Annotated in this window: 22 protein-coding genes; 20 read left to right on the forward strand and 2 right to left on the reverse strand. The window is 64.5% G+C overall.

The features are described 5' to 3' along the window. Positions 1 to 190 precede the first annotated feature (190 nt). The 9 genes from infC (at position 191) to EWU68_RS07280 (ending at position 8,682) form a co-directional block, all read left to right on the forward strand. Positions 191 to 856: a translation initiation factor IF-3 gene (infC, locus tag EWU68_RS07240; protein WP_238692373.1), complete on the forward strand. Its 666-nt coding sequence runs from the start codon at positions 191 to 193 to the stop codon at positions 854 to 856. 147 nt (positions 857 to 1,003) lie between these two features. Continuing rightward, positions 1,004 to 1,198, forward strand: a complete 195-nt coding sequence (gene rpmI, locus EWU68_RS07245) for a 50S ribosomal protein L35 (protein ID WP_129315456.1) — start codon at positions 1,004 to 1,006, stop codon at positions 1,196 to 1,198. An 85-nt stretch (positions 1,199 to 1,283) separates the two neighbouring features. Continuing rightward, positions 1,284 to 1,664: a 50S ribosomal protein L20 gene (gene rplT / locus EWU68_RS07250; protein WP_129315457.1), complete on the forward strand. Its 381-nt coding sequence runs from the start codon at positions 1,284 to 1,286 to the stop codon at positions 1,662 to 1,664. Positions 1,665 to 1,807: 143 nt separating this feature from the next. Further along, complete coding sequence (locus EWU68_RS07255; RefSeq protein ID WP_129315458.1) at positions 1,808 to 2,743, forward strand: TrmH family RNA methyltransferase; 936 nt, start codon at positions 1,808 to 1,810, stop codon at positions 2,741 to 2,743. A 57-nt stretch (positions 2,744 to 2,800) separates the two neighbouring features. Further along, complete coding sequence (locus EWU68_RS07260) at positions 2,801 to 3,763, forward strand: cation diffusion facilitator family transporter (RefSeq protein ID WP_129315459.1); 963 nt, start codon at positions 2,801 to 2,803, stop codon at positions 3,761 to 3,763. Then, complete coding sequence (locus tag EWU68_RS07265; protein ID WP_129315460.1) at positions 3,760 to 4,194, forward strand: (deoxy)nucleoside triphosphate pyrophosphohydrolase; 435 nt, start codon at positions 3,760 to 3,762, stop codon at positions 4,192 to 4,194. The genes EWU68_RS07260 and EWU68_RS07265 overlap by 4 nt, the downstream gene beginning before the upstream one ends. A gap of 119 nt (positions 4,195 to 4,313) precedes the next feature. Then, positions 4,314 to 5,444 carry a phenylalanine--tRNA ligase subunit alpha gene (gene pheS / locus EWU68_RS07270; RefSeq protein ID WP_129315461.1) on the forward strand — a complete coding sequence of 377 codons (1,131 nt, stop codon included), beginning with the start codon at positions 4,314 to 4,316 and terminating at the stop codon, positions 5,442 to 5,444. A 3-nt stretch (positions 5,445 to 5,447) separates the two neighbouring features. Further along, positions 5,448 to 8,000, forward strand: coding sequence for a phenylalanine--tRNA ligase subunit beta (pheT, locus tag EWU68_RS07275; protein WP_129315462.1), 2,553 nt, complete (start codon positions 5,448 to 5,450; stop codon positions 7,998 to 8,000). 64 nt (positions 8,001 to 8,064) lie between these two features. After that, positions 8,065 to 8,682, forward strand: a complete 618-nt coding sequence (locus EWU68_RS07280) for a hypothetical protein (protein WP_129315463.1) — start codon at positions 8,065 to 8,067, stop codon at positions 8,680 to 8,682. 170 nt (positions 8,683 to 8,852) lie between these two features. On the opposite strand, the gene EWU68_RS07285 is transcribed toward EWU68_RS07280, so the two are convergent. After that, the gene (locus EWU68_RS07285) at positions 8,853 to 9,815 is read right to left on the reverse strand and encodes a quinone oxidoreductase family protein (protein WP_129315481.1); all 963 of its coding nucleotides are present in this window, start codon (positions 9,813 to 9,815) and stop codon (positions 8,853 to 8,855) included. Positions 9,816 to 9,937: 122 nt separating this feature from the next. On the opposite strand from EWU68_RS07285, the gene argC reads away from it, so the two are divergent. The 6 genes from argC to EWU68_RS07315 are packed head-to-tail and all read left to right on the forward strand — an operon-like array spanning position 9,938 to position 15,929. Next, on the forward strand, positions 9,938 to 10,999 hold the full coding sequence (gene argC, locus EWU68_RS07290) for an N-acetyl-gamma-glutamyl-phosphate reductase (protein ID WP_129315464.1): 1,062 nt from the start codon (positions 9,938 to 9,940) through the stop codon (positions 10,997 to 10,999). Further along, the gene (gene argJ, locus EWU68_RS07295; protein ID WP_129315465.1) at positions 10,996 to 12,210 is read left to right on the forward strand and encodes a bifunctional glutamate N-acetyltransferase/amino-acid acetyltransferase ArgJ; all 1,215 of its coding nucleotides are present in this window, start codon (positions 10,996 to 10,998) and stop codon (positions 12,208 to 12,210) included. The genes argC and argJ overlap by 4 nt, the downstream gene beginning before the upstream one ends. Before the next feature lie 35 nt (positions 12,211 to 12,245). Continuing rightward, positions 12,246 to 13,241, forward strand: a complete 996-nt coding sequence (gene argB, locus EWU68_RS07300; RefSeq protein ID WP_129315482.1) for an acetylglutamate kinase — start codon at positions 12,246 to 12,248, stop codon at positions 13,239 to 13,241. Beyond that, on the forward strand, positions 13,238 to 14,461 hold the full coding sequence (locus EWU68_RS07305) for an acetylornithine transaminase (RefSeq protein ID WP_129315466.1): 1,224 nt from the start codon (positions 13,238 to 13,240) through the stop codon (positions 14,459 to 14,461). Before argB ends, EWU68_RS07305 begins: the two co-directional genes overlap by 4 nt. A 47-nt stretch (positions 14,462 to 14,508) precedes the next feature. Beyond that, positions 14,509 to 15,453: an ornithine carbamoyltransferase gene (gene argF / locus EWU68_RS07310; RefSeq protein ID WP_129315467.1), complete on the forward strand. Its 945-nt coding sequence runs from the start codon at positions 14,509 to 14,511 to the stop codon at positions 15,451 to 15,453. Positions 15,454 to 15,455: 2 nt separating this feature from the next. Continuing rightward, a complete protein-coding gene (locus tag EWU68_RS07315) occupies positions 15,456 to 15,929 on the forward strand; it encodes an arginine repressor (RefSeq protein ID WP_129315468.1) in 474 nt (157 codons plus the stop codon). Positions 15,930 to 15,973: 44 nt separating this feature from the next. Here the strand turns inward: EWU68_RS07315 and EWU68_RS07320 are convergent, their stop codons facing one another. Continuing rightward, positions 15,974 to 16,393 (reverse strand): ankyrin repeat domain-containing protein, encoded by a 420-nt coding sequence (locus EWU68_RS07320; protein ID WP_129315469.1) that lies wholly within the window; start codon positions 16,391 to 16,393, stop codon positions 15,974 to 15,976. A 236-nt stretch (positions 16,394 to 16,629) separates the two neighbouring features. Here EWU68_RS07320 and EWU68_RS07325 point away from each other — a divergent pair, with 236 nt between their 5' ends. The 5 genes from EWU68_RS07325 (at position 16,630) to tyrS (ending at position 23,865) form a co-directional block, all read left to right on the forward strand. Then, complete coding sequence (locus tag EWU68_RS07325; RefSeq protein WP_129315470.1) at positions 16,630 to 17,832, forward strand: argininosuccinate synthase; 1,203 nt, start codon at positions 16,630 to 16,632, stop codon at positions 17,830 to 17,832. 94 nt (positions 17,833 to 17,926) lie between these two features. Then, positions 17,927 to 19,378, forward strand: coding sequence for an argininosuccinate lyase (gene argH / locus EWU68_RS07330; protein ID WP_129315471.1), 1,452 nt, complete (start codon positions 17,927 to 17,929; stop codon positions 19,376 to 19,378). A 154-nt stretch (positions 19,379 to 19,532) separates the two neighbouring features. After that, positions 19,533 to 20,084 carry an adenine phosphoribosyltransferase gene (locus EWU68_RS07335; protein ID WP_129315472.1) on the forward strand — a complete coding sequence of 184 codons (552 nt, stop codon included), beginning with the start codon at positions 19,533 to 19,535 and terminating at the stop codon, positions 20,082 to 20,084. 56 nt (positions 20,085 to 20,140) lie between these two features. Beyond that, on the forward strand, positions 20,141 to 22,480 hold the full coding sequence (locus EWU68_RS07340) for a HelD family protein (protein ID WP_129315473.1): 2,340 nt from the start codon (positions 20,141 to 20,143) through the stop codon (positions 22,478 to 22,480). Positions 22,481 to 22,536: 56 nt separating this feature from the next. Beyond that, positions 22,537 to 23,865 carry a tyrosine--tRNA ligase gene (gene tyrS / locus EWU68_RS07345; protein WP_420852876.1) on the forward strand — a complete coding sequence of 443 codons (1,329 nt, stop codon included), beginning with the start codon at positions 22,537 to 22,539 and terminating at the stop codon, positions 23,863 to 23,865. The last annotated feature ends 575 nt before the right edge of the window (positions 23,866 to 24,440 follow it).

Consider the following 24,440-nt stretch of genomic DNA (forward strand, 5'->3'; position numbering starts at 1 on the left):
GATTTCGTGGACTCACCTCATTATTGGGTGAGGACTGTTCGTATCGTGGTTCAGCCTCCGTTTGAAAGCAACGGGGGCTTTTTTGTTGCCGTTGCAGTCATCAACAACCTATGGGGAAACCCGCTGACTACAGGAGTGCCACATTAGCGATCCACGTATCAATGACCGTATCCGCGTCCCGGAAGTCCGCCTGGTAGGCCCAAGCGGCGAACAGGTTGGGATTGTCCGCGTAGAAGACGCCCTGCGTCTGGCGCGCGAATCGGATCTTGATCTGGTCGAGGTAGCACCGTCCGCCAAGCCGCCGGTATGCAAGCTCATGGACTTCGGCAAGTACAAGTACGAGGCCGCGGTCAAGGCTCGCGAATCCCGGCGGAACCAGACGAACACGGTGCTCAAGGAAATCCGTTTCCGGCTGAAGATCGATGACCACGACTACGAGACCAAGGTGGGACACGCCAAGCGTTTCCTCTCCGCCGGTGACAAGGTCAAGGCCATGATTCAGTTCCGCGGCCGCGAGCAGCAGCGTCCCGAGATGGGGGTCCGTCTCCTGGAACGCATGGCCGATGACCTGGCAGAGGTGGGGACCGTGGAGTCCAACCCCCGTCAGGACGGCCGCAATATGGTCATGGTCCTCGGTCCGTTGCGCAACAAGGCCGAAAGCCGTGCGCAGGCGCGCCGTGAACAGAAGAACCAGCAGGGTGGTGGCCGCAAATCGCGCGAGCGAGTGGACACCAAGACTGCCGAGCCGGTCACCAACAGCATGGCCGACGCCATGCCTTCCGAGCTCAAAGAGCAAGCTAAGGGACAGGAGAGCGGAACTTCGGCCGAGCCGAAGACCGATTCCTCCAACGAATGACCCGGTGCCAACCGGTCGGTCGCAGGACCGGACCAGGTTGCCCGCGGCTGGATCCCCGTCAGCAGCGGCCTGAACGGTCGTTGCAAGTCCGACCCCGTGCGCTTCCTGATGAGCGTGTCGGGAGAAAACGTAAGGAGAACGGCTGATATGCCGAAGCAGAAGACTCACTCGGGTGCCAAGAAGCGCTTCAAGCTGACCGGCACGGGCAAGGTGAAGCGCCAGCAGGCGAACCGCCGCCACTACTTGGAGCACAAGTCCTCCCGTCTGACCCGTCGCCTCGCGAGCGACCAGATCGTCACGGGCGGTCAGTCCAAGGTCATCAAGAAGATGCTGACCAAGTAGTCACTCGTCCCGATCGGCTGATGCCGTTCCGCCAACATTTTTGGACCGCCCGGGTGCGGTTCGCAGAACAGATAGGAGTGCACAAGTGGCACGTGTGAAGAGGGCGGTCAACGCCCACAAGAAGCGTCGTACGACCCTGGACCGCGCGTCCGGCTACCGCGGTCAGCGCTCGCGGCTCTACCGCAAGGCCAAGGAGCAGGTCACCCACTCGTTCGTATACAACTACGATCACCGCCGCAAGAGGAAGGGCGACTTCCGCCGGCTCTGGATCCAGCGCATCAACGCCGCTGCTCGCGCGGAGGGCCTGACCTACAACCGTTTCATCCAGGGCCTCAAGGCCGCTGAGGTCGAGGTCGACCGCCGCATGCTCTCCGAGTTGGCCGTCAACGAGCCGACCGCGTTCAAGGCACTCGTCGACATCGCCAAGAACAACCTCCCCGAGGACACCTCCGCCAAGGCTGCCTGAAGTCTGGCGCCTCGACTCGAGGAATAGACGCCGCCGCACCCACCCGGTCGTTCAGCGACCCGGTGACGGTGCGGCGGCGTCTTTCGTCTCCACACCTCTGTCACCGCAACGGACGGAGAACCGGCGTCGGGTAGCCTGACACGGTGGATACTTTCGAATTGCTCTCTCGCGAACGAACGCTGATCAACCCACGTGCCGATCGCGTCAAGGACGTCGCGGCACTCGCGCGTTCCAGGGCTCGAGCCAAGACCGGACTCTTCGTGGTGGAAGGGCCGCAAGGGGTCCGCGAGGCGTTGGCCGCTCACCGCGACCGGCCGATTCTGGACGCCGTCTACGTCACCGAAGCCGCGCTCGAGCGCCACCCTGATCTGAGCGATTCCATCGCGGCGGCCGCGGGGAGCGGTGCGCCGTCGACGTCGGGCAAACCGCGGAGACTCTTCGTGCGGCTCGTCTCGGACGAGGTCCTCGCGGCGATGTCGGACGCGCTGACACCCCAGGGCGTACTGGCCGTTGCTCACGGGCGGGAAGTTCTCGGCTCGGGGCCCTGGGCGTCGAACGTTGCCCCCGGACTGGTTTCCGCGATGGTTCGGGTCCAGGACCCGGGGAATGCCGGAACGCTCATTCGTGCATCGGATGCGGTCGGTGCGGATGCGGTTGTCACCACCAAGGGGAGCGTCGAGGTCCTGAATCCGAAAACCGTCCGGTCGACCGCGGGATCGGTGTTCCACCTGCCGGTAACGGCGGGCATGGACTTTCATGAACTCGTGGGCAGGGCCCGGGATCGCGGCATGATGATCCTCGCCGCCGACGGGCACGGGGACCATGACCTTGACGACCTGGCCGACGCCGCCGCTCAGGCCCGACTCGGCGGAGAGAAAAAGGTGCCCTCAACCGGCATTGATCTGCGTCGACCCACGCTCTGGCTCTTCGGCAACGAGGCCCAGGGACTGAGCGATGAAGAGAAATTGTCGGCGGACGCTCGCGTCGCGGTTCCCGTCCACGGAAGGGCCGAATCTCTCAATGTGGGCACGGCCGCGACCGTATGCCTCTATGCCAGCGCCCGAGCCAGACGGAACTGATGCGGCGCCGGTAGGTGCATTCACCCTGAGAACCCATCATCGACCGGGAGCGAAAGAATGGCAGACAAAGGCGGAAACACAGCGATCTTCGCGGCGCTCGGCGCCAACTTGGGCATAGCCGTCCTCAAATTCGGGGCGTACCTGCTGACCAAGTCCTCGTCCATGTTGGCGGAATCGATCCATTCGCTCGCCGACACAGGAAATCAGATTCTTCTCCTGATCGGGGGCAAGGCGTCCAAGAAGAAGGCCGACAAGGAACATCCATTCGGCCACGGTCAGAACCGATACATCTACGCCTTCCTGGTGTCGATTGTCATGTTCAGCCTCGGTGGACTCTTCTCCCTCTACGAGGGTTGGGAGAAGTGGCACGAACCCCACGCCATCGAGTCATGGGCGTGGGTCCCTATCGCGGTTCTGGTGGGGTCGATTCTCCTCGAGGGGCGGTCCCTTCTCGTGGCGTCCAAGGAGGCCCGAACGAAGAGGGGGCGCAAGAGCTGGTTCGGTTTCCTCCGTGCCGCCAAGTCGCCCGAATTGCCGGTCGTGATGCTGGAGGACTCCGCCGCCGTGACGGGCCTCTGCCTGGCCCTCGTCGGAGTCGTGATGACGGTGATCACGGGAGACGGACGTTGGGACGCGGCCGGGTCGGGAGCGATCGGGGTGCTCCTGGTCGTCGTCGCCATCTTCCTGGCCATCGAAATCAAGTCCTTGCTCGTTGGTGAATCGGCCGGCCCGGAGAGGGAACGGATCATCAAGGAAGCGGTCACTTCGGAAGACGGAATCGAGCTGATCCACCTCAAGACCATGCACATGGGACCCGAGGAGATCCTGGTCGCGGCCAAGATCGCGGTCGGTGGCAGCGTCGATACCCTGGGCCTCGTCGATGCGATCAACGATGCGGAGGCGCGCATCAGGTCCGAGCTGCCCGAGGCTCGCCTCATCTACATTGAGCCGGACGTCTACCGGGAGAATTACGTCCCCCAGGGGCCGGAGCGCGACGACGGCGAGGGAAGCAACCGATGACGCAGAAAACCTATCCGGTCCAGGTGGTCGGCGCCGCGCTCGTCGATGACCTGGACCATCCGGCTCGTCTGCTTGTCGCGTGTCGGTCCGCCCCCGAAGCCCTGGCCGGGCTCTGGGAGTTCCCGGGCGGCAAGACCGAGCCGGGGGAAGACGCAGTGGCAGCACTTCGCCGGGAACTGCGAGAGGAGCTGGGGGTGGAGGCCGACCTCGGTGCCGAAATTCCGGGACCGCACGCCCAGGGGTGGCCGCTCAACGAACGCATGGCCATGAGGGTCTTCTGGGGCTCGGTGTCGAAAGGCGTCCCCGAGCCTCTCGAGGACCATAGCGAGCTTCGCTGGATGAACCTTTCTGACGTGGACGGAATCCGGAACTTGGGCTGGATCCCGGCGGACCTGCCGATCGTGGAGGCGCTCGTCCACAGGGTGAGCTGAGCGGCCTCCATATCCTCTAGACTGGTGGTGCTCGAGCGAACACGTCGATCAGCAGCCCTGCGTCCGATCGCCCCTCGAGCACCCCGCAGTACGAATCAGATCCAAGAGATGAGTTGTTCATGACTGAAACGTCGCCGGACAACGCCGCGCCATTGCCGGGCCCCGATCCGGTGCTCGAAGACATGGCCGGCGTTCTGGACACAGAACCCGAACGGGGCCTGGAACGAGTTCGCGAAGCATTTTCCGCGGAAGTCGACCAGGCCATCGAGAGCATCGAGAACCGGACCCCGGACTTCGACGCCCTCAAGCAGGTTCGGCTCCGGTTCACGGGGGAGAAGTCCGGCGTCGGCGTCGCCAACCGGCAGATGCGCTCGCTGTCGAATCAGCACAAGAAGGAGATCGGCAAGCTCCTCGGCCAGACTCGAGCCAGAATCACCCAGGCTCTGGAGGCCCGCAACGAGCAGCTCGAGACGGAGCATGCGGAGCGGATTCTCGTCGAAGAGGCCGTGGACGTCACGGCAGGTTCGGGGCATCGCTCCATCGGCGGGCGCCATCCGGTGGCTCTTCTGCAGGAGCAGGCCGCGGACATGTTCGTTTCCATGGGGTGGGAAGTCGAGGACGGCCCCGAGGTCGAATCGGAGTGGTTCAACTTCGATTCGCTGAATTTCAAGCCGGACCACCCTGCCCGAGAGCTCCAGGACACGTTCTTCGTGGACCCGGCCGAGGCGCATCTCGTGCTCCGCACACACACGTCGCCGGTCCAGATGCGCGCTCTCCACCAGCGTGATGTGCCCTTGTACATCGTGTGCCCGGGGCGGGTTTACCGTACCGACGAGCTGGACGCGACCCATACCCCGGTGTTCCACCAGATCGAGGGACTGGCCGTGGACAGGGGCCTGACCATGGCCGATCTGAAGGGGACCCTCGAGCACTTCGCCCGCCAGATGTTCGGCGCGGAGGCCAGGATCAGGCTCCGGCCCAACTACTTCCCGTTCACCGAGCCCTCCGCCGAAATGGACGTATGGCACCCCAACGCCAAGGGCGGGCCGCAATGGATCGAGTGGGGCGGGTGCGGCATGGTTCACCCGAATGTTCTGCGGGCCGGGGGAGTCGACCCGGACCAGTATTCCGGTTTCGCCTTCGGCATGGGGGTCGAGAGGACACTCATGTTCCGCAACGGCGTCCCGGACATGCGGGACATGATCGAAGGCGACGTTCGCTTCAGCGAGCATTTTGGGATGGAGATTTAGTTCATGCGTATTCCCCTGTCATGGTTGCGCGAGTATGCGCCCCTCCCCGAGGGCGCCTCCGCGGAGTACCTGATGGAGACCCTCGTCCGTGTGGGACTCGAGGAAGAAGATGTGCACCGGCCGTCGGACGATATCTCCGGACCCGTCGTCGTCGGGCAGGTGCTCACGATGGAACCGGAGGAACACTCCAACGGCAAGACCGTCAACTGGTGCACGGTTCGGGTGGTTCCCGAAGGCCAGGAACAGACCCTGACCGGAGAGGGCATCGACCCGTCGGGAATCCAGGGCATCGTGTGCGGCGCACACAATTTCGCGCCGGGGGACAAGGTCGTGGTGACTCTCCCCGGGGCCGTGCTGCCCGGAAACTTCGCGATTGCGGCCCGCAAAACCTACGGTCACGTGTCCGCCGGAATGATCGCGTCGGTTCGCGAACTGGGAATCGGCGATGATCACGACGGGATTTTGGTGCTGTCCACCCTGGGGCTCGACCCGGAGATCGGTTCGGACGCGCTGGCACTGCTTGGTCTCGACGACGAAGCGGCCGAAATCAATGTGACGCCGGACCGCGGATACGCTTTTTCGATCCGTGGCGTTGCCCGCGAGTACTGCCACGCCGTCAACGAGGAATTCGTGGACCCCGCGGCCGACCTCGCAGAACGCGCTCCCGCCGCGAACGGATCGGGTCAGCCGGTGAGGATCCGTGACGACGCCCCCATCCACGACCGTCAGGGTGCCACGCGGTTCGTGGCCAGGACGGTATCCGGAGTGGACCCCGAGGCTCCGACACCCACGTGGATGTCCTCTCGCCTGAGGCTCGCTGGGATTCGTTCGATCTCACTTCCGGTCGACATTTCCAACTACGTGATGCTCGAGTACGGGCAGCCGTTGCATTTCTACGATGCCGATCGACTGACCGGCGCCATCGAGGTCCGACGTGCGCATGCGGGGGAGACCCTGACGACCCTCGATGGGAAGGAACGTTCCCTCGACCCCGAGGACCTGCTCATCACCGACGAGACCGGCCCGATCGGTCTGGCCGGCGTCATGGGCGGAGCCTCGACCGAGGTGACTGCTTCGACCCGTCGCATCCTGGTGGAAGCGGCGCGGTTCGAGGAAGTGTCGATCGCCCGGACGCGGCGTCGTCACCGGTTGCCTTCCGAAGCATCCAAGCGTTTCGAACGCGGGGTTGACCCTCTCGTTGCCGCCGCTGCGGCCGAGCGCGCCGTCGAGCTGCTCGAAGAACTGGCAGGGGGCACGGCCGAAGAGGGAGTCACCGACGTCTTCGACCACTACTACGCGCACGAAATCCACTGCGCCGTGGACTATCCGAGCAAACGCATCGGCATGGAGATTGCCGAATCGGATGTCATCAAGATTCTGCAGGACATCGGTGCGACCGTTGTCCGCACGGGCGACGTTCTCCAGGTGACGGTGCCTTCGTGGCGTCCCGACCTGCTCGAACCCGAGGACCTCGCGGAAGAGGTCGCAAGGCTCTCCGGGTACGAGAAGATTCCGTCCACCCTTCCTGTCCCGCCGAGCGGCCGCGGCCTGACGGTCGAGCAATCGGTGCGCCGGCGTTGTCTCAATGCCCTCGCGGCCGCGGGACTCACCGAGGTGGCTTCGTATCCATTCGTCAGCGAGGCCGACAACCGTCTCTTCGGCACCCCCGAGGAAGGCGAATCCGTCCCGGCCATCGCGCTGGCGAATCCGATCAGCGAATCCTTCGGATCGCTGCAGACGTCGTTGCTTCCCGGCCTCGTCCAGGTGCTCAAGCGCAACCATTCACGAGGGTTCCGTGATCTGGCGCTGTACGAGTCGGCTCTGGTCTTCCATCCCCGTGAGCACCTGGGAACGCAGAACATTCCCGCGGTCGGGCAGAAGCCCGATCCCGGTGTCCTGGCAGACCTGCACGCCGGTCTGCCGCGGCAGCCGCGGCATATTGCCGCGATCCTGACCGGTCACGATGCTCAGGTCTCGCCAGGAGTAACCCCGCGCGCGTACGACTGGCAGGATGCGCTCGATGTCGCACGAATGGTGGCCGATACGGCAGGGGTTCGTCTGGACCTCCGCCAGGGACGTCACCAGGCCTTCCACCCCGGCAGAACCGCGGAGCTCTTCGTTGCGGAGGGTCGGCGTGTCGGCTGGGCCGGCGAATTGCACCCTCAGGTCCTCAAAGACTTGGACCTGCCCGAGAGGACGGTTGCGGTCGAAATCGACTTCACCGAGCTGGCCCGTACTGCGGGTGCACCTGTCTCGGCAGAGGCCATCTCCGGGTACCCGGCGGTGACCCAGGATGTCGCCCTGGTGCTCGACGCCGACATCCCGGCGGCCGATGTCCTGAAGACGTTGCGTGAAGGCTCGGGCGAGTTGCTCGAAGACGTGCGCGTCTTCGACGACTACCGTGGATCGGGCATCGAAGAGCACAAGAAATCGTTGGCATGCGCCATGCGTTTCCGCGCTCCTGACCGCACACTGACGAACGACGAGGCAAGCGAGATCAGAGAGGCCGCGATCGAGCTTGCTTCGCAACGCCACGGGGCCGTCCTCCGCGGGTAGACTGTTCGGAATCCACCGCACGAGACCGGGCTTCCCCAGCATGATCCGGTAGACGAGGAGAATCGTGTCAGAAGACTTCTTTGGCTTTGACGAGGACGACGAGCAGTCGGGGCGCTATCTCCGCCGCCGGTCGAAATGGCGATGGCTGGGGGTTCTCATCGTCATTCTCGCTCTGTTGCTGGCCGGGCTGCTGACCTACGGTGGCGTTCGCGCGCTGCACGCGGCGAAGGAGGACGCTCCGCACGCCGGCCATTCCTGGGTGGTCTCCGGTCAGTTCCTGACCTCGACCAATGATCTGCAGACCAAGACGTTCAACGGTGTCTACCAAGGCAACCTGCCGAAGGACACGAACGTGTCCTACCAGCGGTTCGACGGTGGCGTGAACGACCCGATCGACGTCAAGCCGGGGCAGCAGGTCCAATTCCGCGGAACCCAGACCGGGGCCCAGGACGACGACTTTCCCAAGAACGTCGATGCGCTGATGGCCGTGGACGACGGCGTGCTGAAGGTCGTCAAGACGGACGACCCGGGATCACTCAAACCCGTGACCGACGATTCCGTATCCGCGGAGAAACGCAACGGATGGCTGATGATTGCCGGTGCGATCCTCGTGTTCCTCGCCGGTATTGCAGGCGCCGTCTACGCCGGGCGCAGGACACGTCGCGAGGAGATCGAGGCCTAGGAACAGGCGTGGTCGTCGGCTCGATGACCCCATGTCGGAGAAGCAACGAAGGACCGCCCAGCATTCGCTGGGCGGTCCTTCGTGCGTGTCCCGTCACGGGTTTCGGGACATGGGCTTCGTGCCCCACGCTGAGTCAACCGGCAACCGGCAACCGGCAACCGGCAACCGGCTCAGGGCTCCAGGAGAACCTTGCCGCGAGTCTTTCTGGCTTCGAGGTACTCGTGGGCGCCGGCGGCATCCGTGAGCGGGAAGCTCTGGTCGTGGGAGATCTTCAGCCGCCCGGCGAGGATGTCGTCGAAGAGCTCGCCCATGCGCCACTCGAGTTCGCGCCGGTCGCGCAGGTACGCTCCCGTCGACGGACGCGTTACGTACAGTGAACCCATCGAGTTCAGCCGCTGAAGGTCAAATGGCGGTACTTGGCCGCTCGCGCCTCCGAAGAGGACAGCCATTCCACGCGGCTTCAGGGTTGTCAGCGAGTCCTCGAACGTCGTCTTCCCGACCGAGTCGTACACGACGTCGACGCCGCGGCCGTCCGTCAGCTCGCGGGTCCGATCCGCGAAGTCCTCGTAGCGCAACACGTGATCGGCCCCATGGCCGAGCGCAATCCGTTCCTTCTCGTCCGAGGACACCGTGGCGATCACCCGTGCCCCGAGGTTCTTGATCATCTGGATGGCCAGGCCGCCGACTCCTCCGGCACCCGCGTGGAACAGAACCGTGTCCGATGCACTGACCGGGTAGGTGGATCGAACCAAGTAGTGCGCCGTGACGCCCTGGAGAGGCACGCAGGCGGCGTCGACCGGATCGATGCCCTCCGGAATCCTCACGGCCTTGTCGTCATCCACCACGAAATATTGGGCGTATGTGGCCGCGGCCTGACTCGTCGCGATGCGATCGCCCACCGCGGCATTGACGGCGCCCGGCCCGGCCGCCACGACGACGCCGACGGCCTCGCTGCCCGGGACGAAGGGGTAGGGCACGTCGTACACGCCCGAGCGCTGATAGGTCTCGATGAAGTTCACGCCCGTGGCCTTGGTTCTGACCAGCAATTGGGTGCCCGAAGGCTCAGGAACGGGCACGGTCCTCTCTTCGAAGACCTCCGGCCCACCGCTGGAAGGCGCGACGACTGCGGTCATGGACTCCGGTATCTGCTCTGACAAAGCCAACTCCTTCGGTCGTGAAGTGATCTCGCGGCCATCCTAGCCGCCCTATGCATAAAGATTTAGACCCATGTATAAATCTGCGGTACAGTGTCGTCATGACATTTTCGGTAGCAGTATCCGGTGCCACGGGCTACGCAGGCGGAGAGGTCCTCCGCCTCTTGTCCCAACATCCCCAGGTGGACGTGACCACCGTGACCGCACATTCCAGCGCGGGCACGCGATTGGGAGAGCTGGCCCCGAACCTGCGATCCCTGGCCGACCTCACGGTCCAGGAGACCAGCCCGGCGACCTTGTCCGGGCACGACGTCGTCTTCCTTGCCCTGCCCCATGGAGCCAGTGGCCCCGTGGCGGCCGAACTGCCAGAAGGGACCCTCGTCATCGATGCCGGGGCGGACCACCGCCTGCGGGATCCGGACGCCTGGGCCCGTTTCTACGGAACGGAGCACGCAGGCCATTGGCCGTACGGTCTGCCCGAACTGATTACCGCGCCGTTCCGGACAGGATCGCCGACCAAACAACGAGAAGATTTGGCCGGTGTTTCGAGGATCGCTGTGCCGGGTTGTTACCCCACGAGCGCTCAGCTCGCGTTGGCCCCCGGTCTCGCCGCCGGCCTGCTCGACCCGGAGGACATCGTCATCGTGGCTGCGTCCGGAACCTCGGGAGCCGGCAAAGCCACCAAACCGCACCTGATGGCCAGCGAAGCCATGTCGTCGATGTCTCCGTACGGTGTAGGCGGCGTGCACCGCCATACGCCCGAGATGGAGCAGGGCTTCGGCGACGCTTCGGGCGAGTCCGTGAGCGTGAGCTTCACCCCGACCCTCGCTCCGATGCCTCGCGGCATTCTGACCACAGCGACGGCCCGGATCCGTCCTGGTACCAGCGAGGACGACCTTCGGGCCGCCTGGGATGCGGCGTACGACTCCGAACCGTTCGTCCATGTGCTCCCAGAAGGCCAGTGGCCGACCACCAAGTCGGTGCAGGGCAGCAATCACGCCGTGATGCAACTGGCGCTCGATCCGCATGTCGGGCGCGTGATTGTCACGTGCGCGATAGACAACTTGGCCAAGGGCACCGCGGGCGGTGCCGTCCAGTCGATGAACATTGCCTTGGGCCTCCCGGAGACCACGGGCCTTGACCAGGAAGGACTCGTGCCATGAGTTCAGAACCGAAGAACGCTGCGGAGATCGACGTCGAGAACGGGCTGGCCGGAATCCGCGGCTTCGAATATTCCGGGGTGTCCGCGGGGTTGAAGGCCAGCGGTGGGAAGGACGTCGCCCTCGTGCGCAACGTGGGCCCCGAATTCACTGCCGCGGCTGTGTTCACCACGAATCGTTTCGCCGCGGCGCCGGTCGAGTGGTCACGCGAGGTTGTGCGCGACGGGCGCGTGGACGTCGTCGTTCTCAACTCCGGTGGGGCCAATGCCTGCACGGGGACCGAGGGGTTCCGCAATACCCACCGGACTGCCGAGGAAGTCGCCTCGCTGACCGATGCGGCCGCGGGAGATGTGCTCGTCTGCTCGACCGGTCTCATCGGCGAGCAACTGCCGATGGATCTGCTGCTGCCGGGGCTTCGGGACGCGGCCGGCTCGCTGGGGGAAGGACCCGAGCACGACGACGCCGCGGCGTCGGCCATCATGACCACCGACACCGTGTCCAAAAAGGCCTCCGTGACGCTTCAGACCGAACAGGGGCCCGTGCGTATCGGAGGGATCGCCAAAGGCGCCGGAATGCTGGCCCCAGGCTTGGCGACGATGCTCGTTGTCCTCGCCACCGATGCCTCGATGTCAGCGGACAACCTGGACGCGGCCCTGCGCTCGGCCACGGAGCGCAGCTTCGACCGGGCCGACTCGGACGGTTGCATGTCCACGAACGACACCGTCGCGCTGTTGGCCTCGGGTGCCAGCGGCGCGGTCCCCGAACAGGAAGAGTTCACGGACGCCCTCACGCGGGTCTGCGTGAGTTTGGCCCTCCAGCTGATCGGCGACGCCGAAGGGGCCAGCCACGATATTCACGTCACCACCGCCGGGGCCGCCTCGGAGGCCCAGGCGCTGGAGGTGTCCCGTGCCGTGGCACGGTCCAACCTCTTCAAGTGCGCGATCTTCGGCAACGATCCGAATTGGGGGCGCATCCTTTCCGAGGTGGGGACCACGTCGGTGGACTTCGACTCTTCGGACGTCAACGTATCCATCAACGGAGTCATGGTCTGCCGGGGAGGCGCCATCGGTGAGGACCGGTCGCTGGTCGACCTGGCCGCGGACCGCACGGTGGACGTCGTCATCGACCTTGGTGCCGGATCCGAATCCGGGACCATCTGGACCAACGACCTGACCCACGATTACGTCGAGGAAAACTCGGCCTACTCGAGCTAGGAGGGGTGACTACGGTGCCACAACAGAGCGATCACATGCGGTACGCCTCGGCGCAGAGCAAGGCCGGCACGCTCATGGAAGCCTTGCCCTGGATCCAGCGGTTCGCGGGCAAGGTCATGGTCTTCAAATATGGCGGCAACGCCATGATCAACGAAGAACTGCGCGAGGCCTTCGCGGAGGACATGGTCTTCCTCAGGTCCGTGGGAATCAAACCGGTCGTGGTCCACGGCGGCGGGCCGCAGATTTCGTCCATGCTGGAAAGACTCGGCATCGAGAGCGAGTTCCGCGGCGGGCTCAGGTACACGACTCCGGAGGCCATGGACGTGGTGCGCATGGTTCTCACCGGACAGGTCGCTCGGCAGCTCGTCGGGCTCATCAACCAGCACGGGCCCTACGCCGTCGGTATGTCCGGCGAGGACGGCGGGCTCTTGAGGGCCAGGCGCATCACGACCGTCGTGGACGGGGTCGAAACCGATCTCGGACTGGTCGGTGAGGTGGTCGGCGTCAACACCACGGCCATTTCCTCGATGATCGACGCGGGGAAGATCCCCGTGATTTCCTCGATTGCCCCCGAAATCCTGGCCGACGGGCGAGCCGTCGAGCAGGGGATGCCTCTGGACACGCCCACGGGGGAGGTCCTCAACGTCAACGCCGATACGGCTGCGGCGGCCGTTGCCGCCGCGATCGGGGCCGAGAAGCTGGTCATGCTGACCGACGTCGAGGGGTTGTACGCCGACTGGCCGGATCGGGATTCTCTGATCAGCTCGCTGACGGCCCGAGAACTCCGGCGGATCATTCCCAGCCTCTCGGAAGGCATGATCCCCAAGATGAGCGCCTGCCTGGCGGCCGTCGAGAACCGTGTCCCCGCGGCGTCGATCGTCGACGGCCGACGTGCCCATTCACCGCTCTTGGAAATTTTTACGGATTCCGGGATCGGAACCCAGGTCACGGGGGAGGCAACGGAGCCCAAACCGTTGGCCGATTTCGTTCTGGTCAACCCGTTCCGGACGACCGAGGAGGAAACCTCATGAACCAGCAGGAATTGCTCAACGACTACCGCGAGAATCTCTTGGGTGTGTTCGGCGATCCGAGCCTTGTCCTGACCTCGGGCAAGGGGGCGACGGTGACGGACGCGGACGGCCGCACCTACGTCGACCTCCTGGGCGGCATCGCGGTCAACGCTCTGGGGTACGGCCACCCCGTGTGGGTCGAGGCCGTATCCCGTCAGGCCGGTCGGCTGGGGCATGTCTCCAACTTCTTCACGACACCGGAACAGGTGTCGCTGGCCGACAAGCTCCTGAACATCACCGGTGCCCCGTCCTCGGGGAAGGTGTTCTTCACGAACTCCGGAACCGAGGCCAATGAGGCCGCGTTGAAGCTGGTCAGGTCCCACGGGAATTCGGCGACGCCGGCCAAGAAGCGCATCCTCGCCCTCGATCACGGTTTCCACGGTCGGACGGCCGGCGCGCTGGCCGCAACCTCCAAAGAGGCCTATCGGACCCCGTTCGAGCCGTTGCCGGGCGGCGTCGTCTTCGTGGAACCGACCACCGAGGCTCTCGAAGCGGCGTTCGAGTACGACGTCGCCGGCCTCATCCTCGAGCCCATCCAGGGCGAGGCCGGGGTCCATCCTCTCCCGGAGGGGTTCCTGGCGGCGGCCCGGCGACTGACCAGGGAGCATTCGGCCCTCCTGGTGGTCGACGAGGTCCAAACCGGTATGGGGCGTACGGGACGCTGGCTCGCGAGCCAGGATGTGCTCACGGGCGAGCAGGCTCCCGACGTCGTCACGCTGGCGAAGTCCCTCGGGGGAGGTTTCCCGATCGGTGCCATGCTGGTGATGACCCCGGAGGCGACCCGCGTTCTCGGTCCCGGCAATCATGGGACGACCTTCGGAGGCAATCCTCTGGCCATGGCGGCGGGCCTGGCGACCATTCAGGTCATCGAAGACGAGGGCCTGCTCGAGCGCGCTCGGACCGTCGGCCAAGGACTTCGCGACGGCCTGGCCCCGATCGATGGGGTTGCCGAGGTTCGGGGAGAGGGGCTGCTCATCGGCATCGATCTCGACCTCTCGCAGTTCTCGACCGACGCCCCGGCCCCGGCCGTCGTTTCAGAAGCCCGTGACCGTGGGTTCATCATCAATGCCACCGGACCCGCGACCCTGCGCCTGGCGCCCCCGTTGGTGATCGAGGGAGCGCACATCGACGCGTTCCTCGAGGCGCTCCCCACGATCCTGGACGCCGTCCGCTCCGTGTGAAGCCACGGTGCGCGACCGAATCATTGACCCAGAAAAGAATTGAGACCATGACACGCCATTTCCTGGTGGACACCGACCTTTCCCCGGACGAGCAGAAGACCGTCCTCGACCTCGCCGAGAGGATGAAGGCAGATCGCTGGTCCGAGAAACCCCTGGCCGGACCGCAGTCGGTCGCGGTCATCTTCGACAAGACCTCCACACGAACGCGTTTCTCCTTCGGCGTCGGCATCAGCGATCTCGGTGGCAACCCGCTGATCGTGAATCCGGGCGAATCGCAGCTCGGCCACAAGGAGTCGATCGCAGACACGGCACACGTCTTGTCCCGTATGGTCTCGACGATCGTCTGGCGAACGTTCGAACAGGCCGGACTGGAGGAGATGGCCGAGAACTCGACGGTTCCGGTGATCAACGCGCTCTCGGACGACTACCACCCGTGCCAGATCCTGGCCGACCTCCTGACGGTTCGGGAGAGCTTCGGCCGGACGGAAGGCCTGACCCTGGCCTATGTGGGGGACGCGGCCAACAACATGGCCCACTCCTACCTTCTGGGCGGCGTCACGGCAGGGATGAACGTCCGTATTGCCGGCCCGAAGGGGTACCTTCCCCGCGAGGACATTCTGGTCTCCGCGCGCAGCCGGGCCGAAGAGACCGGTGGTTCGGTTCTGGTGACCGAAGATGTTGACGCCGCCCTGGACGGTGCCGACGTCGTCGTCACGGATACCTGGATTTCGATGGGTCAGGAAGACGAAACCGAACAGCGCCGGAAGATCTTTGCTCCGTACGGAGTGACAGGTGAGTCCATGGCGAAGGCCAAGGACTCGGCCATTTTCATGCACTGCCTGCCCGCTTTCCGCGGGTTCGAGGTCACCTCCGAGGTGATCGACGGGCCGTCCTCGGTGGTGTGGGACGAGGCCGAGAACCGGCTGCACGCGCAAAAGGCCCTGATGACATGGTTGTTGGAGACTTCACGCGCCGGAAAGGAACGACGCTAGACATGGGAATCCCCTCGACCAAGGCTGCACGCCAGGCCCGCATCATCTCCCTGCTCGAGACGGCCAAGATCCGATCCCAATCAGAGCTTGCGGACTATTTGGAGAAGGACGGGGTCCAGGTCACGCAAGCGACGCTCTCGCGTGACCTCGTCGAAATCGGTGCCGAACGGATCCGCGGTACCGATGGGGTGCTGATCTATTCGGTGGCCGGTATCGACCCCGTCAAGGAACGGGACGCTCCCGACAGGCTCAAGGGGCTGTTCCGCGATTTGCTGATCATGGCCGAGGCCAGCGGGAACATTGTGATGCTCAGGACGCCGGCCGGCGCCGCCCAGTTCCTCGCGTCGGCACTGGATCACACGGAGATTCCCGAAGCCATCGGCACGATAGCCGGTGACGACACTGTCATGGTCGTGTCCCGGGACCCGAATGGGGGCCAGAGACTCGCGCAACGGTTCCTGGAGTGGTCCGAGTAGACCGGTGAGGTGATCACTGGGCGACTGGTGGACGACGGGCAGGTTCAGAGAATGCCGCGTTCGCGGAGCAAGGCCTTCATGTCGTCGATATCGAAGAATTCGGCGATCGCTCCGGCCGACTGCGATCCCAGGGAGGGGTCGGCTCCGGCGTCCAGGAGTGCGTCGGCGATCTCGCGATTGTTCCGGAAGATCGCACTGGCCAGGGCCGTCTGCCCCCGATCATTGAGACGGTCCACATCGGCGCCACGTTCGAGCAACAAGGCGACGACGTCCGGGTGCTCTCTGTAGGCGCCCAGGATGAGCAGAGTGTCACCCTTGGGGTCGGTCAGGTTCACCGGGACACCCTGGTCGAGGACGGCGGCGAGCTGCTGGGTTTGTCCTTCGCGGGCCAGGTCGAAGATCTGGTGCAGAGCCTCCAGCTCCTGGTCGCTCAACTCGCTCGCGTTGTCACTGCTGTCGGTCATCGAAAGAACCATCCTCTTATTGTGAGCAATTCAGAATAACTCTACAGGATGTGCTCCGCCCGTGGGCCGCGAGGGGGAGTGCTCGTGCAGTTCGAGCCCGGGTTTCGGACTGAGGGTGCCACGGTGCACCGACGCTGATGTGTATAAATACAATTCATGCTGTATAGTCATACAAGATGACATGACAGACCTCCGGTGCACGCACTGGGGGAGCACGAGCAGAAAGGGCACACCCCATGACGGATCGGGTTGTACTTGCGTATTCCGGAGGCTTGGACACCTCCGTGGCCATCGGTTGGATCGGAGAAGCCACCGGTGCCGAAGTCATTGCCGTGGCGGTCGACGTCGGGCAGGGCGGAGAAGACCTGGAGACGGTCCGGCAGCGAGCCCTGGACTGCGGTGCGGTTGAGGCCTATGTCGCGGATGCTCGGGAGGAGTTCGCGACCGAATACTGCATGCCGGCACTCAAGACCAATGCGCTGTACATGGACGCCTACCCGTTGGTCTCGGCCGTGTCTCGGCCGGTGATCGTCAAGCACCTGGTCAAAGCGGCTAAGCAGTTCAACGCCACCACGGTCGCTCACGGTTGCACGGGCAAGGGCAACGACCAGGTGCGTTTCGAGGTCGGCATCCAGACCCTCGGGCCCGACCTGAAGTGCATTGCTCCCGTCCGGGACCTCGCCCTGACGCGGGAAAAGGCCATCACCTACGCCGAGAACAACGACCTGCCGATCGTCACCACCAAATCCAACCCGTTCTCGATCGACCAGAACGTGTGGGGCAGGGCAGTGGAGACCGGTTTCCTGGAAGACATCTGGAACCGGCCGACCAAGGACGTCTACGACTACACGGATGACCCGACCTTCCCGCCGGCCGTCGACGAAGTGACCATCACCTTCGACCAGGGTGTCCCGGTCGCCATCGACGGCGAATCCGTGACTCCCCTCGAGGCCATCGAGATCATGAACCGCAGGGCCGGAGCCCAGGGCATCGGCCGGATCGACGTCGTCGAGGACAGGCTCGTGGGCATCAAGTCCCGCGAAATCTACGAGGCTCCCGGGGCAATGGCTCTCATCGCCGCGCACAAGGAACTCGAGAACGTGACGATCGAGCGCGAACAGGCCCGGTTCAAGAAGACCGTGGACCAGCGGTGGACCGAATTGGTCTACGACGGCCAGTGGTTCTCTCCCCTGAAGAAGTCCTTGGACGTGTTCGTGGAGGACACCCAGAAGATGGTCAACGGAGAGGTCCGGATGGACCTGCACGGCGGCCGGGCCACCGTGACGGGGCGCCGGTCCAACACGTCGCTGTATGACTTCAACCTGGCGACCTATGATGAGGGCGACAGCTTCGACCAGTCTTATGCGCGTGGCTTCATCGAGCTCTTCGGGATGTCATCGAAGGTCGCCTCGTCGCGCGACCAGCGGTTGGGACTGTAACGAGCAAGATCTTCCGCCTCCGCCCGTCTGCCCAGGCCGACGGGCGGAGGCGGATCACGTGCGCGCGTCCGAGGCGGACGCGGAAGAAAGGCGAATGGTGACTTCACAGCAGGACAAGCACGGAACCAACGAAGGTGCTCTCTGGGGCGGTCGTTTTGCCGGAGGGCCATCCGACGCCCTGGCGGCGCTGAGCAAATCGACTCAGTTCGACTGGCGACTCGCACCCTATGACATCGCCGGTTCGCGTGCTCACGCCCGGGTCCTGCACGCCAAGAACCTTCTTTCGGACGCGGAGCTTTCGGGAATGATCGATGCCCTGGACAGGCTCGAACAGGACGTCCGGACCGGAGCCTACCAACCCGCCGTCTCGGACGAGGACGTCCATGGTGCCCTGGAGAAGGGGCTCATCGAGCGTGCCGGCCCCGACCTCGGCGGCAAGCTGAGGGCAGGACGTTCGCGCAATGACCAGATCGCCACCCTCGGCCGGATGTATTTGCGCGACCACGCCTCCATCCTTGCCGAAGGGGTCCTGGGCGTGATCGACGCCCTGGTGTCCCAGTCGGAACGCCACCCCTATGCGCCGATGCCGGGGCGCACGCACCTCCAGCACGCGCAGCCCATTCTGTTGTCGCATCAGCTCCTGGCCCACGCCTGGGCGCTGTCCCGTGACCTCGAACGCCTGCGCGACTGGGACTCCCGTGCGGCGGTCTCGCCTTACGGGTCGGGCGCGCTCGCGGGTTCCTCGCTGGGGCTGGACCCCAACGCCGTCGCTCGGGAGCTCGGATTCGATTCGGCGACCCACAACTCGATCGACGGCACGGCAGGCCGCGACGTCTACGCGGAATTCTCCTGGATCTCGGCCATGATCTCCGTGGACCTGTCTCGTGTCTCCGAAGAAGTGATCCTCTGGGCCACCAAGGAGTTCTCCTTCGTCAAACTGCACGATTCCTTCTCCACGGGGTCATCGATCATGCCCCAGAAGAAGAATCCGGACATCGCCGAGCTGGCCAGAGGCAAGGCCGGGCGCCTGATCGGCGACCTGACCGGTCTGCTCTCGACCCTCAAGGCATTGCCCCTCGCGTACAACCGGGACCTGCAGGAGGACAAGGAGCCGATCTTCGACGCGATCGATCAGCTCGAAACCCTCCTCCCGGCGGTCTCCGGCATGATCGACACGCTGGAATTCAACACGGACCGTTTGGCCGAATTGGCGCCCCAGGGCTTCGCGCTGGCCACCGACGTCGCCGAATGGCTTGTACGTCAGGGCGTGCCTTTCCGCGTCGCGCACGAGATCGCGGGCGACGCCGTCCGCGTGTGCGAGGAGAAGGACTGCGAACTGTGGGATCTGACCGACGAGGACTTTGCCGCGATCTCCGAGCACCTGGTTCCGGCGGTGCGCGAGGTGCTCACCGTCGAGGGGTCGCTCAATTCGCGGGCCTCCCAAGGAGGGACGGCGCCGTCGGCCGTCGCCGCCCAGCTCCAGGCGCTGAAGGATGCGTTGGCGGCGGACCGGCAGTTTGCGGCCCGCTCCCGGGTGATCGACTAGCTCAAGGTCTTGCGTGACCGAGCGTGAGTTCCCTGATCGCTTCGCGGTCGGGTGAACTGCACAGGTCGGTTATCCCGCCGGTGAACTCTGGCGTACTCTGTTAGGTGCACTTTTCGTCCAATGGGGCCTCGCATGCCCGGAAGCCAGGCGAGTTATGAACGAATCCACGACGCCGACCGCGGATGAGCGTGTCGCGACGACCATCGACAAGGTCTGCGCGGTCATCCCGGACTACCCGGAACCCGGCATCATCTTCCGGGACCTGACCCCTCTGTTCGCCGACGGCGCCGCATTGCGCGAGGTCGTGGACGCACTTCTGCGTCGGTTCGAGGGACAGTTCGACGTCGTCGCCGGGGTCGAGGCCCGTGGCTTCCTGCTCGCCTCCGCGGCGGCGTACGCGGCCGGCGTCGGCGTCCTGCCCGTCCGGAAGGAAGGCAAGCTGCCGCGCGAGACCTACGCCGAGTCGTACCAGCTCGAGTACGGGACGGCGACCTTGGAGATCCACCGGGACGATATCCCTGCCGGGGCGAGGGTCCTGGTTCTGGACGACATTCTGGCGACGGGTGGGACGCTCGGGGCCGCGGTCAAACTCGTGGAACGGGCCGGGCTGCACGTCGCAGGAATTGGCGTCGTGATGGAACTCGAGGGGCTCGCCGGTCGGTCCAATCTCACTGGCCATGAGGTCAGCGCGCTCTATACGGTCTAGACTTTTCAGTCCTGACCACTCACAGCACGGCTTTTCCGAAGGAAACACGGATTCCCATGTCTACCTCTCGCGAGGACACCTCGCAGCAGACGAACCCCGAAACCACGGCAGATCATCAGGCCTATGAGCGACAGCTCGAAGAGGCGCTGAAGCACGAGCGCGAGTACGTCGACCGTCTGTACGGTCGTCTCGATGAGCTCCGCGAGGAGAATCGGGAGAAACTCGCCGACGTTCGCCGCACAGGGTCGTCCGGAAGCCACCAAAACCGTTCCGAGAGGGACGCGTACGCGACCTTCTACGAGGACCGGCTCGGCCAGCTCGACGCGGTGGACAATCGTCTGGTCTTCGGCCGGCTGGATCTCGACGACGCGTCCACGCGGTACATCGGACGCATCGGGCTGGCGGACGAGAACCACGAGCGCCTCATGGTCGATTGGCGCGCTCCGGAGGCAGGCACGTTCTACCAGGCCACGGCCTTCGACCGGCAGGGCGTGCAGCGTCGCCGTCACCTCATCCTGGAGCGTCGTACCCTGCGAAACATCGAGGACGACGTTCTCGACCCCGAGTTCCTCGAGCACGAGGAGGTCCTCCACGGCGAAGGCGCCCTTCTGGCTGCCCTCAATCGCAAGCGCACGGGTCGAATGACTGACATTGTCGCGACGATCCAGGCGGAGCAGGACCGCATTATCCGTGCGGATCTCGCCGGTGTCCACGTGGTTCAGGGCGGCCCGGGCACGGGCAAGACGGCCGTGGCGCTCCACCGTGCCGCGTACCTGCTCTACACGAATCGCGAGCGGCTCCAGAAGTCCGGGGTTCTGGTGGTCGGGCCGTCGTCGTCCTTCATGTGGTACATCGAGCGTGTTCTGCCTTCCCTCGGGGAGACGGGTGTCGTGATGTCCTCACTGGCGACCCTGTACCCGGGCGTGAGGGCCGTGCCCGAAAGCGATCCCCGGATCGGCCGTCTCAAGGGTTCCCTGGACATGGTCGCCGTGATCAAGAAGGCAGTGGCGGACCGGCAGAAGGTGCCGCAGAAGGTGCAGACCCTCTCGGTGGATTCGTCGCGCGTCGAGCTCAGGCCCAAACAGATCAAGCACGCCCGGGAACGCGCCCGCGCCACGGGGAAACCCCACAACCAGGCGCGGGAAACCTTCGTGAAGATCCTCGTGCAGGATCTGGCTGACCAATTGGAGAAACAACTCAACGAGTCCAGCGGCAACGATATGGACCGTTCCTACTTGCTCGAGGACGTGCGGCAAGCCCGTGACGTGCGGGTCGCCCTGAATCTGGCATGGATGCCGATGACCGCGGAGACCCTCGTCAGGGACCTCTTGTCCAAGCGCCACTACCTCGAGTCCGCGGGAGCCCACCTCTCGGAGGACGACGTCGAGGCGTTGCTGCGTCCCAAGGATGCGCCGTTCACGGAGTCGGACGTGCCTTTGCTGGACGAGGCGGCTGAGCTCCTTGGTGACTTCGAGGCCGCCGTCGGCCACACCGCAGCGCGTGCCGCGGCGGAGCGGAACTCGAACCTGGAAAATGCGACGAAGACCTTGGAGAACGTCGACGCCGCCCTGGAGGAGATGGGCGTCAACGGCGTCGTCACGGCCGAGATGCTGGCCGGGATCAACGAGACCGGGGCAACGCGCATGACCGCTGCGGAAGCGGCCAACTCGGACCGGACGTGGGCCTACGGGCATGTGGTCGTGGACGAGGCCCAAGAACTCTCCCCGATGCAGTGGCGTCTGCTCATGCGTCGGTGCCCGATGAAATCGTTCACGGTGGTCGGTGACATCGCGCAGGCCTCCGCGGCCGCTTCCTCGACGAGCTGGGGCGAGGCCCTGGAGCCCTTCGTCGAGGACCGGTATCGCCTGGACGAGCTCACGGTCAATTACCGGACCCCGTCACAGATTTCGGAGGCCGCGGTGTCCATGGCTCGGGCCGCGGGCCTGGAAGTATCCGCACCGCGCGCCGTGCGGGAGGGGGAGTGGTCGCCACAGGTCATCGCGACCGACGACGTTCTCGGCACGTTGTCTCGCAGGCTGCGACAGGACCTTGATGCTGTGGCGGGCGGACTCGTCGGTGTCATCGTTGCCCAGCCCGAATACGACGACGTCGTTCGGGCGGTGAGCGAGGAATTCTCGGATCTCACCGGCACCTCGGAGTCCGCGCTCGAACGACAGATTCTGGTGCTGACGCCGTGGGAGGCCAAGGGCCTGGAATTCGACACCGTGGTGATCGTGGAACCGACCTCGGTGGTGGAAGCGGCCTACGGGACCGTCGGCGATCTCTATGTCAGCATGACCCGACCGACCCAGCGGCTCGCTCTGATCGCGTCCCGTGGGGTGCCTGCGGGGCTGGAACAGTGGACCACCGACGGTCGGGAATCCCCGGCACACTAGGCCAGGAGGAGCCATGAAGGAAGAACAGACGGATGGCGAATGGTAGCGTGAACGACGTGACGAATAATTCAGTGATCGACTCCGTGCACGGGCTGAACGAGCAGTCCAACGACCCGAGTTTCGACAACATCTGGCAGGAACTCACCTGGCGTGGTCTCGTCCACGTATCGACCGACCAGGAGGCCCTGGAAAAGGCCCTGGCCGAGGAGACGGTCACCTACTATTGCGGATTCGATCCCACCGCGGCGTCCCTGCACCTGGGACACCTGGTGCAGCTCCTGGTGATGCGGCGGCTCCAGCTGGATGGACACAAGCCCCTGGGGCTCGTGGGCGGCTCGACCGGGCTCATCGGCGACCCGCGACAGAGCTCCGAAAGGACGCTGAACTCCCGCGAAGTCGTGGCCGAGTGGGTCCAGGCCTTGCGTGGGCAGGTTCGTCGCTTCTTGTCCTTCGAGGGGGACAACGCGGCCCGGATGGTCAACAACCTCGATTGGACGGGCGGACTCTCGGCCATCGACTTCCTGCGCGACATCGGGAAGAACTTCCGTGTCGGCACGATGATCAAGAAGGAGATCGTCTCCAAGAGGCTCAACTCGGAGGAAGGGATCTCCTACACCGAGTTCAGCTACCAGATCCTGCAGGGCATGGACTTCCTGGAGCTCTACAGGCAGTACGGATGCACCTTGCAATCCGGGGGATCGGACCAGTGGGGGAATCTGACGTCCGGTACGGAGTTGGTGCGCAAGGTCGAGGGCGAAACGGTCCACGCGATCGGCACGCCGCTCATCACGAATGCCGACGGAACCAAATTCGGGAAGTCCGAGGGCAATGCGATTTGGCTGGACCCGGAGCTGACGAGCCCGTACGCGTTCTACCAGTTCTGGCTCAACACCGCCGACGCCGACGTCGTCGATCGACTCAAGGTGTTCACGTTCCGCAGTCGCGCCGAGATCGAAGAACTCGGGCGGAAGACCGAAGAGGAGCCTTTCCGTCGGGAGGCGCAACGCGTCCTGGCCTATGACGTGTGCTCACTGGTGCACGGCGTGGAGGCCACGGAGAAGGTCATCGAGGCTTCACAAGCCTTGTTCGGCAAGGGGGACTTCGCCGCCCTCGACGAACAGACGCTCATGGCCGCAACCGCCGAACTGCCCCACGCGGAGGTCGACGGGAGCGACTTGTCCCTCGTCAACCTGCTCGTCAGCACCGAACTGTGCGAATCCAAGTCGGCCGCCCGCCGGACCCTCAAGGAAGGCGGAGCGGCGGTCAACAACGTCAAGGTCAGCGGAGAGGACGCCGTCGTCGAGGCGGACCAGCTCCTGCACGGCAAGTACGCCATCATCAGGCGAGGAAAGAAGAACATGGCCGTGGTGACCGTGCGTCCCTAGGGGTCCGCTCGTCGCCAGAGGACCAGGAGCCTCAGTCGAAAACAGCCCGGTTGCCGCCTCCTCGGAGGCGGCAACCGGGCTGTTTTTCCTTGTGGTGGTGGGGTTGTGTGGTTTGTGTTGTGTTTCACTCGGGTGTGGGTTGGTGTTTGGTGGTGGTGGTGTGTAGAGTCTTTTGTTGTCGCCGCGAGGCTCGGGGGCTTGTTCTGACAGGTTCTTCCGGTTCTGGTCTTGGTGCGTGACTGTTCTCGAAGGTTTTTCTTCATTCTTTTGCCTGGTGTGCTGGGTGCGGCTGTGTGTCGTGGTCTGGTGGGCTGGGTAGGGGGTTCGGGTTCGGTTTGCGGGCTGGGTTTGGTTCTGGTAGGTTGGAGAAGTTGCCGCGATGGTTTTTCGTGGTGGTGCGACCGGCACTGGTTTTTCCTCATTTTTTGTGTGGGGTTGGTTGGTGTGTGGTTTGTTGTTTGAGAACTCAATAGTGTGCTTTGTTTGAATGTTGTACCAAGTTTTTTGAATTCTTGTTGGTTTCAACATTGCCTGGCAGGCGTGGTGCTGTCACCTCCGTGATGGTGGCCTGTTGG

Source organism: Rothia koreensis (assembly GCF_004136575.1).
Classification (GTDB): Bacteria; Actinomycetota; Actinomycetes; order Actinomycetales; family Micrococcaceae; genus Rothia; species Rothia koreensis.

What these genes read in the sequence shown, in the direction of transcription:
- rpmI (WP_129315456.1), top strand. Translation starts at nt 1,004, where the DNA reads ATGCCGAAGCAGAAGACTCACTCGGGTGCCAAGAAGCGCTTCAAGCTG.
- EWU68_RS07260 (WP_129315459.1), top strand. Translation starts at nt 2,801, where the DNA reads ATGGCAGACAAAGGCGGAAACACAGCGATCTTCGCGGCGCTCGGCGCC.
- EWU68_RS07265 (WP_129315460.1), top strand. Translation starts at nt 3,760, where the DNA reads ATGACGCAGAAAACCTATCCGGTCCAGGTGGTCGGCGCCGCGCTCGTC.
- pheS (WP_129315461.1), top strand. Translation starts at nt 4,314, where the DNA reads ATGACTGAAACGTCGCCGGACAACGCCGCGCCATTGCCGGGCCCCGAT.
- pheT (WP_129315462.1), top strand. Translation starts at nt 5,448, where the DNA reads ATGCGTATTCCCCTGTCATGGTTGCGCGAGTATGCGCCCCTCCCCGAG.
- EWU68_RS07285 (WP_129315481.1), bottom strand. Translation starts at nt 9,815, where the DNA reads ATGACCGCAGTCGTCGCGCCTTCCAGCGGTGGGCCGGAGGTCTTCGAA.
- argC (WP_129315464.1), top strand. Translation starts at nt 9,938, where the DNA reads ATGACATTTTCGGTAGCAGTATCCGGTGCCACGGGCTACGCAGGCGGA.
- argJ (WP_129315465.1), top strand. Translation starts at nt 10,996, where the DNA reads ATGAGTTCAGAACCGAAGAACGCTGCGGAGATCGACGTCGAGAACGGG.
- argB (WP_129315482.1), top strand. Translation starts at nt 12,246, where the DNA reads ATGCGGTACGCCTCGGCGCAGAGCAAGGCCGGCACGCTCATGGAAGCC.
- EWU68_RS07305 (WP_129315466.1), top strand. Translation starts at nt 13,238, where the DNA reads ATGAACCAGCAGGAATTGCTCAACGACTACCGCGAGAATCTCTTGGGT.
- argF (WP_129315467.1), top strand. Translation starts at nt 14,509, where the DNA reads ATGACACGCCATTTCCTGGTGGACACCGACCTTTCCCCGGACGAGCAG.
- EWU68_RS07315 (WP_129315468.1), top strand. Translation starts at nt 15,456, where the DNA reads ATGGGAATCCCCTCGACCAAGGCTGCACGCCAGGCCCGCATCATCTCC.
- EWU68_RS07320 (WP_129315469.1), bottom strand. Translation starts at nt 16,393, where the DNA reads ATGACCGACAGCAGTGACAACGCGAGCGAGTTGAGCGACCAGGAGCTG.
- EWU68_RS07325 (WP_129315470.1), top strand. Translation starts at nt 16,630, where the DNA reads ATGACGGATCGGGTTGTACTTGCGTATTCCGGAGGCTTGGACACCTCC.
- argH (WP_129315471.1), top strand. Translation starts at nt 17,927, where the DNA reads ATGGTGACTTCACAGCAGGACAAGCACGGAACCAACGAAGGTGCTCTC.
- EWU68_RS07335 (WP_129315472.1), top strand. Translation starts at nt 19,533, where the DNA reads ATGAACGAATCCACGACGCCGACCGCGGATGAGCGTGTCGCGACGACC.
- EWU68_RS07340 (WP_129315473.1), top strand. Translation starts at nt 20,141, where the DNA reads ATGTCTACCTCTCGCGAGGACACCTCGCAGCAGACGAACCCCGAAACC.